This window comes from Kitasatospora sp. NPDC049285 (assembly GCF_040678815.1).
Taxonomy (GTDB): domain Bacteria; phylum Actinomycetota; class Actinomycetes; order Streptomycetales; family Streptomycetaceae; genus Kitasatospora.
The window spans coordinates 1-14,144 of sequence record NZ_JBFAQR010000029.1 but is presented as its reverse complement, the minus strand read 5'-3'; the positions used below and the strand labels follow the sequence as shown (position 1 = coordinate 14,144).

Genomic DNA, 14,144 nt, shown 5'->3' with positions numbered 1-14,144 from the left:
CTCTGCCTGACTTTCGATCAGTTGTCCGCGGACCGGCCGATTCCGCGCATCCCCGAGCATTCCCGAGCACTTGCGAGAGGCACGACGTGACCATACAGACCGCCACCGCCTGGATACTCTTCTTCGCCGGCGTCATCTTCGTCGCGGCACTCGTGCTGGGCGTGGTGAAGTGGCAGATGATGGTCACCTCGCCGACCGGCCTGGCGCACCCGTACATCGACACCGCGCACCGGTCCGCGCTGCTCTACTCCTTCGCGACCGGCCTGATCGCGGCGTTCGTGGAGCTGTCGAAGTGGCCGTCGGCGGTGAACCTGACGGCGGCCGGCGCCATGGTGCTGCTGTTCATGGGGACCATCGCGAACTACACCCGACTCGGGCTGCAGGGCACGACCGTCAACCAGATGCACAACCCGCCGCGCAGCATGCAGGTCGTGCTGGCGGTGCTGATCATCGGTGAGCTCGGCGGTTTCCTGGTCCTGCTGACCGGATTCGCCGCCGCCCAGCTCTGACCGACTCGCAGCGTGGGTCCCGCGCGGAACGGGAGGATGCCGTGACCGTCAACCTGTGGCGGCGGGGACTGACCGCCGTCCCGGCCGAGGTCTGGCAGCGCACCGACGCCGAGGTGCTGATCCTCGCCGACAACGAGCTCACCGAACTCCCGTCGCGGATCGGGACGTTCACGCACCTGCGGACCCTCGACCTGGGCCACAACCGGCTGGCCCGGGTACCGGAGGAGCTGGGCGCGCTGACCGCGCTCAGCGACTTCCTCTACCTGCACGACAACCGGCTCACCGCGCTGCCGGACTCCCTCGTGCGACTGCACCGGCTGCGCTACCTCAACGTCGGCGACAATCCGCTCGACCGGCTCCCGGACGCCCTGGGCGAGTTGCGCGGACTCGTCGAACTACGGGCCCAGCGCTGCCGGTTGACCCGGCTGCCGGAGCACCTCGACGGCCTGGGCCGGCTCCGCGAGCTGCACCTGGGCGGCAATCCGCTGACCGCGCTGCCGCAGTCGGTCGCCGCCCTGCGGGAGCTGCGCCGGCTCGAACTGCGCGACGGCGCCCTCACCGAGCTGCCGGAGACCCTCGCCGCGCTCCCCCGGCTGCGCGAACTCGACCTGCGCGGCAACCCGTTGCGCATCCTCCCGGACTGGCTGGCCGACCTCCCCGCGTTGGAGAAGCTCGACCTCCGCTGGACCCCGACCCGACCCGGGCACCGCCTGGTCGGCGCCCTGGAGGACCGCGGCTGCACGGTCTACCGCTGACGCCGGCGCCCGGCCCCGCACGTCCGCGGGGGCCGGGCACCGTCACCTCACCAGGCGTAGTCCTCCGGCGCGGTGCGGCGGCCGGGGAAGATCTCGTCCAGCCGGTCCAGCGTCTTCTGGTCCAGCTCGACGTCCAACGACCGGACGGCGGCCGAGAGTTGGTCGAGCGTACGGGGGCCGACGATCGGCGCGGTGACGGCCGGGCGGCTCAGCAGCCAGGCCAGCGCGACGTCGCCGGGCTCCTGTCCGAGTTCCTCGCACAGGTCCTCGTACGCCTGGAGCTGGTCGCGGTGCTCCGCCAGGGTCTCCTGCGCCCGGCCCTGGGCGCGGCGCACCCCCTCGCGCTCCTTGCGCAGCACGCCGCCGAGCAGCCCGCCGTGCAGCGGGGACCACGGGATCAGGCCGAGGCCGTAGTGCCGGGCCGCGGGGACGACCTCGAGTTCGACGCTGCGTTCGATCAGGTTGTAGAGCGACTGCTCGCTGGTCAGGCCGAGGAAGTTGCGGGCCCGCGCGGTCTCCTGGGCCTGCGCGAGGTGCCAGCCCGCGAAGTTGGAGGAACCGACGTAGATGATCTTCCCCTGGAGGGTGAGCACCTCCATCGCCTGCCAGATCTCGTCCCAGGGCGTGTCCCGGTCGACGTGGTGCATCTGGTAGAGGTCGATGTGGTCGGTCTGCAGGCGGCGCAGGCTGGCGTCGACGGCGCGGCGGATGTTGAGCGCGGAGAGCTTGCCCTCGTTGGGCCACTGGCCCATGTCGCCGTAGAGCTTGGTGGCCAGCACGGTCTTCTCGCGGCGGCCGCCGCCCTTGGCGAACCAGTTGCCGATGATAGACTCGGTGAGGCCCTTGTTCTCGCCCCAGCCGTACACGTTGGCGGTGTCGAAGAAGTTGATGCCCTGCTCGTGGGCGGCGTCCATGATCCGGTGCGCGTCGGCCTCTTCGGTGTGCACGCCGAAGTTCATGGTGCCCAGGCACAGGCGGGAGACGGACAGGCCGGTACGGCCGAGGTGGGTGTACTCCATGACTCCCCACCCTCTGCCGCACCGGCCCGCTTGTCCAGTACCCCTCGCCGGTCCGGCACCCCTCGCGGGGCCGCCGACCCAGGCCGCTACCGCCCCGCGCGGGCGTAGCTGCGCACCGCCAGCGGGACGAACACCGCCAGCAGCAGCGCGCACCAGGCGAGCGCCGCCGCCAGGGGGTGCTGCGCGGGCCAGGTGCCGCCCGGCGCCGAGGGGTTGCCGAAGAGCTGACGGCAGGCCTCGACCACCGCGCTGACCGGGTTCCACTCGGCGATCGCGGCGAGCCAGCCGGGCATCCCGCCGGTGGGCACGAAGGCGCTGGTGAGCATCGCGAACGGGATGGTGAGGACGCCGAGTTGACCCGCTGTCTCCTCCTTGCCGACCAGCAGACCGAGGGCGCTGCCGACCCAGGTGCAGGCGAACCGGAAGAGCAGCAGCAGCCCGAACGCGCCGAGCGCCGGGCCGAGCCCCTCGCGGATCCGCCAGCCGGCCGCCCAGCCGATCAGCGCGGTGGGCACCAGCACCACGGCGGCCACCAGCAGGTCCGCCAGCGTCTGGCCGGTGAGCAGCCCGAGCCGCGAGACCGACATCGAGCGCAGCCGGTCGGTGACGCCCCGTCCGGCGTCCCGGGCCGCGCCGACCATGGCGGGCATCAGACCGTTCAGCGCGACCAGGGCGAACAGGCCGGGCATCAGGAACTCCCGGTACGCCCCGCCGGGCACCGAGATCGCACTGCCGAACACGTAGCCGAAGACCCCGACCATCGCCAGCGGCACCAGCAGCGAGGCGGCCAGCAGGCCGGGCGAGTGACGGTAGATCAGCAGGATCCGCCGGGCCGAGGCGGCGGCGTCCACGGGCATGGTCAGCGCGCTCATGCGGCACTCTCCAGGGTCGGCTCGGTGCCCGTTCCGGGCGCGGTCGGGTCGGCGCCCCCGGCGGGCGTCGCGCCCGCGCCGGTCAGCGCCAGGAAGACGTCGTCCAGCGACGGGGTGCGCAGCGCGATGTCCCGGGCCACCACCCCGGCGGCGTCCAACTCCCGTACCAGTTGCGGCAGGGCGAGCGGCCGGACCGGGTCGGAGACCACGCTGAGGCGGGACGGCTCGGGCCCGGCGACGGGGTGTCCGCCGGTCAGCACGGCCAGCACGGCGCGGGCCCGGGCCGGGTCGGTGTCCTCGGCGAGCGTGACCTCCACCAAGGTGCCGATGGCGGCCTTGAGTTCGGCGGGGGTGCCGGCGGCGACGGCGGCGCCGCGGTCCAGCACGGTGATCCGGTCGGCCAGCCGGTCGGCCTCGTCCAGGTACTGGGTGGTGAGCAGCACCGTGGTGCCCTCGCGCGCCAACTCCCGTACGGCGGACCAGATCTCGCGGCGGCTGCGCGGGTCGAGTCCGGTGGTCGGCTCGTCCAGGAACAGCACCCGCGGCCGGGTGAGCAGGCTGGCCACCAGGTCGAGCCGGCGCCGCATCCCGCCTGAGTAGCCGCGCACCAGCCGGTCGGCGGCCTCCGCCAGCCCGAACGCCGACAGCAGCTCGTCCGCCCGGGCCCGGGCCTTCGCCGCGCCCAAGTGGTGCAGCCGGCCGAGCAGTTCGAGGTTCTCCCGGCCGGTGATGCCCTCCTCGACCGCCGCGTACTGCCCGGCCAGCCCGATCATCCCGCGCACCGCCGCCGCCTCCCGCACCACGTCGCGCCCGGCAACCAGCGCGCTCCCCCGGTCCGGCCGCACCAGGGTCGCGAGCACCCGCACCACCGTGGTCTTCCCGGCCCCGTTCGGCCCGAGCAGCCCGCACACGGCCCCTTCGGGAACGGTCAGTTCGAGTCCGTCCAACGCCACGGTGGCACCGAACCGCTTGCTCAGTCCCCGCACGGCAATCGCCGGGTCGCTCATGGCAGGCCCTTTCTGGGTACAGCGTACGTAGTCACCTCAGACTACTGGGTACGCCGTACGGAGAAAAGGTGTGACGCGCGACAGGACCCCGCACCGACCGGCCGCAGCGGAAACGGACGGCCCGCCTAGACTGGGCGGCGAGGTGATCAAGCAATGCCGTCCGCGGACGAACCCGAGCTGATCTGGCTGCGCCCCGAGTACTCCGGCCGCGGCCCCCGGCCGGCGCACAGCCGGGCGTCGATCGCGCGCGCCGCGGTCGCCGTCGCCGACGCGGAGGGGCTGGACGCCGTCACCATGCGGCGGGTGGCCGCCGAACTGGGCGCCGGGACCATGTCCCTGTACAACTACCTGCCGAAGAAGGAACACCTCTTCGACCTGATGGTCGATCAACTCGCCGGCGAGTACGACCTACCCGCCGCGCCCGGCGGCGACTGGCGCACCGACCTGACGCTGATCGCCCACCAGCTGCGCGCCCTCCTGGGCCGCCACCCGTGGGCGACCGAGCTGATCGCCCGCCGCCCCGGCCTCGGTCCGAACGGCCTGCAGGTGACGGAGTTCTACCTCGCCGCCCTCGCCAGCACCGCCCTGCCCGGGCCCGCGAAGATGGAGGCGTTCTCCCAACTCAACGGCTACGTCTGTCAGTTCACCGACTGGCAGCAGCGCTCAGCGCAGGCCGGCGCCCGCTGGCTGGCCGACCTGGTCCGCTACCTGCACACCGTCACCGCCGGCGGCGACCACCCCCACCTGGCCGCCGCCCTCGCCGAGGGCACCGAACCGGCCGACCCCGACGCGGTGTTCGAGCGCGGCCTGCAACGCCTGCTCACCGCCCTGATCGGCCCGTAGGGCGCGTCTTTCGTGTCCCTCGGGCCACGCCCCAGCCCGAGAACCCCCGAGCCCCCCCCCGGGAGGCCGACGCACCGTCAGGCCGTGCGCCGCAGCAGCGCCAGGTACATCGCGTCGGTGCCGTGCAGGTGCGGCCACAGCTGCACGTCCGGGCCGTCGCCCAGGTCCGGGACGCCGGGCAGCAGCGGGCGGGCGTCCACCCACTCCACACCGGAGTCCTTGCGCAGCACGTCGTCGACGACCGCCCGGGTCTCCGCCAGGTGCGGGGAACAGGTGGCGTAGCCGACCACACCGCCGACCCGCACCGCGTCCAGCGCCGAGCGCAGCAACTCCCGCTGCAGCGGCCCGAATCCGGCGATGTCCTCGGGACGGCGACGCCACCGCGCCTCGGGCCGGCGGCGCAGCGCGCCGAGGCCCGAGCACGGCACGTCCACCAGCACCCGGTCGAACACGCCCTGCTGCCACGCGCCGCGCGTCCCGTCGGCGGCGATCACCGCGTACGGCCCGGGGTTGCCGTCCAGGGCGCGGGCCACCAACCGGGCCCGGTGCGGCTGCTTCTCCGAGGCGACCAGCGCCGCGCCGCGCTCCGCGGCCAGCGCGCCGAGCAGCGCGGCCTTGCCGCCGGGGCCCGCGCAGCCGTCCAGCCACAGCCGGTCGGCGCCGTCCACGGGGGCGTTGGCGAGCGCCAGCGCGACCAGCTGGCTGCCCTCGTCCTGAACGCCGGCCCGGTTCTCCCGCACCGCCTCCAGATCCGCCGGGTCGCCGCCCTCGGCGAGCCGCAGCGCGAACGGCGACCAGCGGCCGTCCTCCGCCTCCGGCAGCGCCTCGCGCAGTTCGGCGACCGAGGAACGCCCGGGGCGGGCCACCAGGGTGACCTCGGGGCGGGCGTTGTCCGCCTCCAGCAGCTGCTCCATCGCCGCCCGCCCGGAGGCGTCCGGCTGCCAGCGGCCGAGCGCGTCCCACAACGAGGACACCACCCAGCGCGGGTGCGAGTGGACGACGGCCAGGTGGTCCTCGGCGTCGTCCTCGTACGGCGGGGCCACCTGGGCGACCCAGCCGGCCAGGTCCTGGGCGCTGATCTTGCGCAGCACCGCGTTGACGAACTTCGCCCGGCCGTCGCCGAGCACCACCCGGGCCAGCTCGACCGTCGCGGAGACCGCCGCGTGGCTGGGGATGCGGGTGCCGAGCAACTGGTGCGCGCCGAGCGAGAGCACGTCCAGAACCGGCGGGTCGACCTCGCGCAGCGGCCGGTCCACGCAGGCCGCGATGACCGCGTCGTACGTGCCCTGGCCGCGCAGCGTGCCGTACACCAGCTCGGTGGCGAGCGCCGCGTCCCGCCGGTCCATGCCCTTGCGCTCGGCCTCGCGCAGCAGCGACGGCAGGATCAGGTTGGCGTACGCGTCACGCTCGTCGACGGCCCGCAGCGCCCGGAAGGCGACGATCCGGGCGGGGTCCTTCTTCGGACGGCGGTGCGGACGGGGTGCGCGCTTGGCGCCGGCGGGGGTGCTCAACAGGGTGCCTCGAGACAAAGGTGCTGCGGATCAGGTCCGACCCGGACGGAGAACGGGTCTCACCCTGAAGTCTAGGGTGAGACCCGCCCGAACCCGGCATCCCGCGCGCAACGCGCCCTCAGCCCTCGAAACGCTCCCCGGACTCGATCCGCGCCCCGCGCGCCCAGTCCGCCGCCGCCATCGCCTTCTTGCCCTGCGGCCGGACCTCGCCCAGCTCCACCTCGTGGCTGCCGGTACCGACCCGCACGCTGTTCTTCGCCACCGCCAACTCGCCCGGCGCCAGCCCCGTCTCGGCGGGCAGCAGGCGCACCGGGCCGGTCACCTTCAGCCGCTCGCCGCGGAACATCGTCCACGCCCCCGGCGCCGGCGCGCAGCCGCGCACCACCCGGTCCACCCGCAGCGCCGGGTGGCTCCACTCGATCCGGGCGTCCTCCACCGTCAACTTCGGCGCCAGCGACACCCCGTCCACCGGCTGCGGCTCCGGCCGGGCCTGCCCGTCCTCGATCGCGTCCATCGTGCGCACCAGCAACTCGGCGCCCGCGTACGACAGTCGGGTCAGCAGCTCGCCGCTGGTGTCGGACGGCTTGACCGGCTCGGTCAGCAGCCCGTACACCGGGCCGTCGTCCAGCCCCTCCTGGATCCGGAAGGTCGACGCGCCGGTCATCTCGTCGCCCGCCAGCAGCGCGTGCTGCACCGGCGCCGCCCCGCGCCACGCGGGCAGCAGCGAGAAGTGCAGGTTCACCCAGCCGTGCACCGGGATCTCCAGCGCCCCGGGCCGGATCAGCGCGCCGTACGCCACCACCGGGCAGCAGTCCGGGGCGATCTCCGCCAGCCGCGCCATGAACTCCGGCTCGCTCGGCCGGACCGGCTTCAGCACCTCGATCCCGGCCTCCTCGGCGCGCTGCGCCACCGGACTGGCCACCAGCTTCCGCCCCCGCCCGGCCGGCGCGTCGGGGCGGGTCACCACGGCGACCACCTCGTGCCGGGAGGCCAGCAGGGCGTCCAGGGCGGGAACGGCGACCTCTGGGGTGCCGGCGAAGACGAGACGCACGGGCATGGGCCTTTCGTGGAGTCCGAATGGTCAGAACAGCAGATCGTCCGACAGATCGTCAGCGAATCGCACCGAAGGTGGAATGCGGTGAGACCTTCACCACCGGCGCCGGACCCCCGCCCCAGTCCGACTCCCGGATCGCCTTCATCGCCGCCTTCCGGGTCTCCCGGTCCAGCCGGTCGATGAAGATGATCCCGTCCAGGTGGTCCGTCTCGTGCTGGATGCACCGCGACAGCAGCTGGGTGCCCTCCACCGTCACCGGATCCCCGTGCATGTTGAAGCCCTTCGCCACCACGCCGTACGCCCGCTTGGTGTCGAACCGCAGCCCCGGCAGCGACAGGCAGCCCTCCGGACCGTCCTGCTCCTCCTCGCTGAGCGTCAGGTCCGGGTTGACCAGGTGGCCCACCACGCCGTCCACGTTGTACGTGAACACCCGCAGCGAGACGCCCAGTTGAGGCGCCGCCAGGCCGGCGCCCGGCGCCTCCAGCATGGTCTCGGTGAGGTCCTTCACCAACCGCCGCAGCTCCTTGTCGAAGACGGTCACCGGCTGCGCGGTCGCCCGCAACACCGGGTCACCGAAGATCCGGATCGGCTGCACGGCCATCGGCTGGCACTCCCCACTTCTCCAGGACGCGACGGAAACGTCGATCACCGGGAAGTCTATGCAATCCCCGCCACCTGTTCGGAGCAGCTTCTGGCATATCCCGAGTCACGTCCGCGCGTGACCCAGCGGCTCGGCGCGCGTTGGTCAATGCGAATTGACCGGAGCGCGCGAGTGCCCCGGAGCAAGCGACCCGATCGAGAGGTGGCAACGAGGCCATGGCCGAGCAGATCAATCACGACGCCCGGGCCCGGGCGTCCCTGCACCTGCTGGTGCGGGACATCGAACGGGTCCGCCGCCAGGTCGACGCCCTGCGCACGCTCACCGCCCAGCTGGGCAACGTCTACCGCCCCCGCCGCCCCAGCACCTCCGCCGGCTTCGTCGTCTACGGCCGCGCCCCCGCCCCCACCGTCCGCCTCGCCCAGGAACTCCGCGAGAGCGTCGAAACCCTGGTCGCCGCCGCCGTCGAGTTCGACCGCGCCCTCGGCTTCTCCTGGGACTCCGTAGGCTCCGCCCTCGGCGTCACCAAGCAGGCCGTCCACCGCCGCTACGGCATGCGACGCCCCGCCGCCGAACTCCTCCCCGCCCCCCGCGAAACCGAACCCCCCACCCCGACCCCCCTCCCCGCCACCACCCCCCGCCCCCCGATCCCCCAAGCAAGGCAGGCCAGCCCCCTGATGCCCCAACGCACCCGATAGCGCCGACTGAAACCTCGCGCCCCGCATGGGGGGCTGGGGGTACCCCCAGCCCCCCATGGGGCTGGGGGCGGAACTGCGCGAGCAACCCACCCCCTGCCGCAAGCTCCGCCCAACGAGACGCACCCCCCACCCAGGGCGGCGGCCCCCATCACCCGATAGCGGCAGCCCCCGTCACCCGATGTCCGTCGGATCCACCCGAATCCGCACCGTCTCCGCCCCCCGCAACGCCAGCCGCGCGATCTGAGCCGCCTTCAGCGCCGCAGCCAGCGCCGCGCCCTGCCCCGGAGCGACCCGCACCAGCGCCCGCTCGACCCCCTCCCCCCGGTCCGCGCCGTACACCGGCACCGGCCCCAACACGTCCGCGCCGTCCGGCAGTCGGAGCAGCCCCAGCAGATCGGCGACCGCCCCGGCCGTGCCCGTCACCGAGGCCATCCGCGAGACCGGCGGGAACCGCAGTTCCTCCCGCTCGTCCAGCTCGACCCCCGCGTGCCCGGCGGGGTCCCACCGGACCAGCGCCTGCACCGCCCGCGCCGACGGCTCGCCCACCACGACGACCACGCCGCCCTCACCGGCCGGCCGGACCAGCGACGCGGCCGACAGCCAGCGCCGCACCGCCTCCTCCCCGGCCCGCAGGTCCGGCCGGTTCAGCAGCGCCCAGCCGTCCAGCAGCAGCGCCGCCGCGTACCCGGGCCCCTCCGCCACCGGCTCCGCGCCGGGCGTCGAGATGACCAGCGCCGGCCCGGCGGGCACCGCCGCGAGCACCGCGTCCCGCCCGGACGTCCGCACCGGTACCCGTGGAAACGCCTTGCCCAGCTCCTCCGCGGTACGCCGCGCCCCGACGACCTGCGCCCGCAGCCGGAACGACCCGCACTCGAGGCAGTGCCAGTCGCTCTCCTCCACGCCGCACCACGCGCACACCAGCGGCGCGCCCGCGGCGCGCGACTCCAGCGGCCCCCCGCACGGCCGGCACCGCACCGCCGCCCGGCACCGGTCGCAGGCGAGCCGCGGCGCGTAACCCCGCCGGGGCACCTGGATCAGCACCGGCCCGCGGGTCAGCGCCTCCCGCGCGGTCTCCCACGCGACGGACGGCAGCCGCGCGGCCTGCGCGGCGGCGTCCCGCGCCTGGTCGAACTCGGTGACGGTCCGTACCCGCGGCGCGGCCTCCCGGACCACGGCGCGCGCCGCGGCCAGCGGCCGCGCCCACCCGCTGCGCAGCAGCTGCGCGGCCTCCACCGTCATCGAGAAACCGCCGATCAGCACCGCGGCGTTCTCCTCGGCGGCGCGCAGCAGCGCCACCTCCCGCACGTGCGGGTAGGGCGCGTTGGGGTCGGCGTGGCTGCTGTCGCCGTCCGACCAGACCACCACCAGGCCGAGGTCGCGGACGGGCGCGAAGACCGCCGCCCGGGTGCCGATCGCGGCGTGCACCGAACCGCGGCTGACGGCCAGCCAACGGCGGTAGCGCTCCTGCGGGCCGGCCTCCGCGGCGAGCACCACGTGCCGGCCCTCGCCCATCACGTCCCGCAGCGCCGCGTCCACCCGGGCGACCGCCCGCCCGTCCGGCAGCACCACGAGTGCGCCGCGGCCGGAGGAGAGCGTCGCCGCCACCGCCCGGGCGATCTCGAACGGCCACTGCGGTCCGGGCAGCGCCGTCCACACCGCGCGCGGCGCGTGCCCGCCGGCCAGCGAGCCGGTGAACTCGGCGCCGTGCAGGTACCGCTCCCAGCTGCCCGGCGCGGGTGCGCCCGGCGGCGGGAGCGGGCGCGGTGACGGCTCGCCCTCGGCGCCGGCGTGCCGCGGTGGGATCGCCAGTTGCAGCACGTCCGCCAGCGTCCCGGCGTAGCGGTCGGCGACCGCCCGGCACAGCCGCAGCAGCGGCGGCGTCAGCACCCGCTCCGGCGAGAGCACCCGGGCCAGCGGCGCGAGCGGACCGGCGTAGTCGGAGGTGTCCCGCCGCTCGACGACGAAGCCGTCGTGCAGCGCGCCGCCCTCGCGGCGGCCGTGCGCGCCGACCCGCCCGCCGAACCGGACCCGCACCCGCACGCCGGGCTGCGCGTCCTCGGACATCGCCTCCGGCACCGCGTAGTCGAAGTACTGGTCGAGGCTGAGCACGCCCTTGTCGACCAGCACCCGGGCCACCGGCAGCCGCTCCGCGAGCACCACGCCGCGCGCAGCCCGCGGCTTCGCCCGGCGCACCGTCTCCCGGATGAACGCCAACTGCTCCCCGGCCCCGTCCGCGCTGCTCACCGTCCCAACCTATCCGACCCGTCGGACATACCCGCCCAAACGGAAAGCCGCCCGTGGGGCGAACCCCACGGGCGGCGAATCCTGACCGGGTGTCAGCCCGAGACGGCGGCCTTCAGCGCGTCGACGCGGTCGGTGCGCTCCCAGGTGAAGTCGGCGAGCTCACGGCCGAAGTGGCCGTACGCGGCGGTCTGCGCGTAGATCGGCCGCAGCAGGTCCAGGTCACGGATGATGGCGGCCGGACGCAGGTCGAAGACCTTGGTGACGGCTTCCTGGATCTTCAGCACCGGCACGGTCTCGGTGCCGAAGGTCTCCACGAACAGGCCCACCGGCTCGGCCTTGCCGATCGCGTACGCGACCTGCACCTCCGCGCGCCGGGCCAGGCCCGCGGCGACGATGTTCTTGGCGACGTACCGCATCGCGTACGCGGCGGAGCGGTCGACCTTGGACGGGTCCTTGCCGGAGAAGGCGCCGCCACCGTGGCGGGCCATGCCGCCGTAGGTGTCGATGATGATCTTGCGGCCGGTGAGGCCGGCGTCGCCCATCGGGCCGCCGATCTCGAAGCGGCCGGTCGGGTTGACCAGCAGGCGGTAGCCCTCGGTCACCAGCTTGATGCCCTGGTCGGCGAGGGCCTTCAGCTCCGGCTCCACGACGAACTCGCGGATGTCGGGGGTGAGCAGCGACTCCAGGTCGATGTCACTGGCGTGCTGCGAGGAGACCACCACGGTGTCGAGGCGGACGGCGCGGTCGCCGTCGTACTCGATGGTGACCTGGGTCTTGCCGTCGGGACGCAGGTACGGGATGGTCCCGTTCTTGCGGACCTCGGACAGGCGGCGGGAGAGCCGGTGCGCCAGGGTGATCGGCAGCGGCATCAGCTCGGGCGTGTCGTCGCAGGCGTAGCCGAACATCAGGCCCTGGTCGCCGGCGCCCTGCTTGTCGAGCTCGTCGTCGACGTCGCCCTCGACCCGGTGCTCGTGGGCGGTGTCGACGCCCTGCGCGATGTCCGGGGACTGCGAACCGATCGACACCGAGACACCGCAGGACGCCCCGTCGAAGCCCTTCTTCGACGAGTCGTAGCCGATCTCCAGGATCTTGTCCCGGACCAGCTGCGCGATCGGCACGTACGCCTTGGTGGTGACCTCACCGGCGATGTGCACCAGGCCGGTGGTGATCAGGGTCTCCACGGCGACGCGCGAGGAGGGGTCCTCCTTGAGGAGGGCGTCCAGGATGGTGTCGCTGATCTGGTCAGCGATCTTGTCGGGGTGTCCCTCGGTGACGGACTCCGAGGTGAACAGGCGGCGAGACACAGCGCTCCCTGGGGTTGCAGCGGCTGCTGACTGAATGCGCTCGGAAGTCCCGAGGCATCCGGAAAGACTTGATTCCTGGAGTGGAGTGTAACGGTCGGCTACCGATCGCGGGCACTCCCCTGACCCGGCCAGTTCTCCCGGCGAGGCGGATCACACCTGCGGTGATGCCGGGATCGGCAATCCGGAAGAAGCCAACTGCCCGGACAGCGCCGGGCCTTCCGTCGGTCAGCGGTCGGCTCCGGCGAGCCGGGCGGCCACCTGGTCCCAGATCGCGTCGGCCAGGTTCTCCTTCGGACCGTCCGGGATGTGGACTTCCGCGCCGTCCGCGCCGAGCAGCACCGCGGCGTTGGTGTCCTGGCCGAAGGCCTTGCCGTCGCCCACCTCGTTGACCACCAGCAGGTCGCAGCCCTTGCGGGCGAGCTTGGCCCGGCCGTTGGCGAGGATGTCGTCGGTCTCCGCGGCGAAGCCGACCACCACCTGGCCGGGGCGGGCCCGGTCGGCCGCCAGCTCGGCCAGCACGTCGGGGTTGCGGACCAGCGCGACCGGCGCGGGCTCGACCCCGTCCACCTTCTTGATCTTGCCGGTGGCGTACGCGGCGGGCCGGAAGTCGGCGACCGCGGCGGCCATCACCACCACGTCGGCGTCGGCGGCGGCCTTCAGCGCGGCCTCCCGCAGCTGCAGTGCGGTGCCGACCCGGACCACGTCCACCCCGGCCGGGTCGGGCAGTTCGGCGTTGGCGGCGATCAGCGTGACCCGGGCGCCGCGGGCGGCGGCGGTCGCGGCCAGCGCGTAGCCCTGCTTGCCGGAGGAGCGGTTGCCGAGGAAGCGCACCGGGTCGAGCGGCTCCCGGGTGCCGCCCGCGGAGACCACCACGTGACGGCCGGTCAGGTCCTGCTCCAGGCCGCCGCGGGCCAGCACCCGCCGGCACAGCGCGAAGATCTCCGTCGGGTCGGGCAGCCGGCCCTTGCCGGTGTCGACGCCGGTGAGGCGGCCGACCGCGGGCTCGATCACGATCGCGCCGCGCCGCCGCAGGGTCGCGACGTTCTCCTGGGTGGCGGCGTGCTCCCACATCTCGGTGTGCATCGCGGGCGCGAACACCACCGGACAGCGGGCGGTCAGCAGGGTGTTGGTGAGCAGGTCGTCGGCCAGCCCGTGGGCGGCCTTGGCCAGCAGGTCGGCGGTGGCGGGCGCGACCACCACCAGGTCGGCCTGCTGCCCGATCCGCACGTGCGGGACCTCGTGCACCCGCTCCCAGGTCTCGGTCGCCGCGGGCCGCCCGGACAGCGCCGCCCAGGTCGCCTCGCCGACGAAGTGCAGCGCCGCGGCGGTCGGCACCACGGTCACCTGGTGACCGGACTCGGTGAACCGGCGCAGCAGCTCACAGGCCTTGTACGCGGCGATCCCGCCGCTGACACCGAGGACGACACGGGGGGCGGTCATGACGGTCAGCTCTCCTCGAGGACGTGGGCTCGCCGACCACCTTAGACCGAGCGGTGATCGGGGGGCGGAGGGAGGAGCGGTGTCCGGGCCGAGTCCGGGCGGCGCCGACGAGGGAGTCCATACGGAGTATCGGCGACTGAGGAGAAGCCGTCCAGGCGAGAGTCCGGGCGCCGCGACGCCGCCCCCCGACCACCGCTCGGCCTGACGACCCCTCAGGCCGGCCGAGCGACGTGTCGACCGGCACATACGCCGAGGGCCCGCCGCGCGGGGGTTGCGGGCGGGGGGCCCGC

At 74.1% G+C, this 14,144-nt stretch carries 13 protein-coding genes; 4 read left to right on the top strand and 9 right to left on the bottom strand.

All coding sequences use genetic code 11. The features are described from left to right. Window positions 1-86 precede the first annotated feature (86 nt). Together AB0K51_RS19730 and AB0K51_RS19725 are read left to right on the top strand one after the other, a co-directional pair. On the top strand, window positions 87-509 hold the full coding sequence (locus AB0K51_RS19730) for a hypothetical protein (RefSeq protein WP_363456851.1): 423 nt from the start codon (window positions 87-89) through the stop codon (window positions 507-509). 41 nt (window positions 510-550) lie between these two features. Beyond that, the gene (locus tag AB0K51_RS19725; RefSeq protein ID WP_363456849.1) at window positions 551-1,264 is read left to right on the top strand and encodes a leucine-rich repeat domain-containing protein; all 714 of its coding nucleotides are present in this window, start codon (window positions 551-553) and stop codon (window positions 1,262-1,264) included. Between the two features lie 47 nt (window positions 1,265-1,311). On the opposite strand, the gene AB0K51_RS19720 is transcribed toward AB0K51_RS19725, so the two are convergent. From AB0K51_RS19720 to AB0K51_RS19710, 3 genes are all read right to left on the bottom strand, one after another. Then, window positions 1,312-2,283, bottom strand: coding sequence for an aldo/keto reductase (locus AB0K51_RS19720; protein ID WP_363456846.1), 972 nt, complete (start codon window positions 2,281-2,283; stop codon window positions 1,312-1,314). An 86-nt stretch (window positions 2,284-2,369) separates the two neighbouring features. Continuing rightward, complete coding sequence (locus AB0K51_RS19715; RefSeq protein ID WP_363456843.1) at window positions 2,370-3,155, bottom strand: ABC transporter permease; 786 nt, start codon at window positions 3,153-3,155, stop codon at window positions 2,370-2,372. Beyond that, the gene (locus AB0K51_RS19710) at window positions 3,152-4,162 is read right to left on the bottom strand and encodes an ATP-binding cassette domain-containing protein (RefSeq protein WP_363456840.1); all 1,011 of its coding nucleotides are present in this window, start codon (window positions 4,160-4,162) and stop codon (window positions 3,152-3,154) included. Before AB0K51_RS19710 ends, AB0K51_RS19715 begins: the two co-directional genes overlap by 4 nt. A 153-nt stretch (window positions 4,163-4,315) precedes the next feature. Here AB0K51_RS19710 and AB0K51_RS19705 point away from each other — a divergent pair, with 153 nt between their 5' ends. Beyond that, on the top strand, window positions 4,316-5,005 hold the full coding sequence (locus tag AB0K51_RS19705) for a TetR/AcrR family transcriptional regulator C-terminal domain-containing protein (RefSeq protein WP_363456837.1): 690 nt from the start codon (window positions 4,316-4,318) through the stop codon (window positions 5,003-5,005). Between the two features lie 77 nt (window positions 5,006-5,082). Here AB0K51_RS19705 and AB0K51_RS19700 read toward each other — a convergent pair whose 3' ends face one another. From AB0K51_RS19700 to def, 3 genes are all read right to left on the bottom strand, one after another. After that, window positions 5,083-6,516 carry a transcription antitermination factor NusB gene (locus AB0K51_RS19700; RefSeq protein ID WP_363456834.1) on the bottom strand — a complete coding sequence of 478 codons (1,434 nt, stop codon included), beginning with the start codon at window positions 6,514-6,516 and terminating at the stop codon, window positions 5,083-5,085. 118 nt (window positions 6,517-6,634) lie between these two features. After that, on the bottom strand, window positions 6,635-7,567 hold the full coding sequence (gene fmt / locus AB0K51_RS19695) for a methionyl-tRNA formyltransferase (RefSeq protein ID WP_363457005.1): 933 nt from the start codon (window positions 7,565-7,567) through the stop codon (window positions 6,635-6,637). A gap of 58 nt (window positions 7,568-7,625) precedes the next feature. Next, window positions 7,626-8,171, bottom strand: a complete 546-nt coding sequence (def, locus tag AB0K51_RS19690; protein WP_363456831.1) for a peptide deformylase — start codon at window positions 8,169-8,171, stop codon at window positions 7,626-7,628. A gap of 215 nt (window positions 8,172-8,386) precedes the next feature. Between def and AB0K51_RS19685 the strand changes: the two genes are divergently transcribed. Next, a complete protein-coding gene (locus AB0K51_RS19685) occupies window positions 8,387-8,866 on the top strand; it encodes a hypothetical protein (RefSeq protein WP_363456829.1) in 480 nt (159 codons plus the stop codon). Between the two features lie 171 nt (window positions 8,867-9,037). Here AB0K51_RS19685 and AB0K51_RS19680 read toward each other — a convergent pair whose 3' ends face one another. The 3 genes from AB0K51_RS19680 to coaBC all read right to left on the bottom strand — a co-directional run bounded on the left by AB0K51_RS19680 (window position 9,038) and on the right by coaBC (window position 13,854). Then, window positions 9,038-11,110 carry a primosomal protein N' gene (locus AB0K51_RS19680; protein ID WP_363456826.1) on the bottom strand — a complete coding sequence of 691 codons (2,073 nt, stop codon included), beginning with the start codon at window positions 11,108-11,110 and terminating at the stop codon, window positions 9,038-9,040. A 92-nt stretch (window positions 11,111-11,202) separates the two neighbouring features. After that, entirely contained in the window at window positions 11,203-12,414 is a 1,212-nt protein-coding gene (gene metK / locus AB0K51_RS19675; RefSeq protein WP_363456823.1) for a methionine adenosyltransferase, read from the bottom strand. 225 nt (window positions 12,415-12,639) lie between these two features. Next, the gene (gene coaBC / locus AB0K51_RS19670; protein ID WP_363456820.1) at window positions 12,640-13,854 is read right to left on the bottom strand and encodes a bifunctional phosphopantothenoylcysteine decarboxylase/phosphopantothenate--cysteine ligase CoaBC; all 1,215 of its coding nucleotides are present in this window, start codon (window positions 13,852-13,854) and stop codon (window positions 12,640-12,642) included. Window positions 13,855-14,144: the final 290 nt, after the last annotated feature.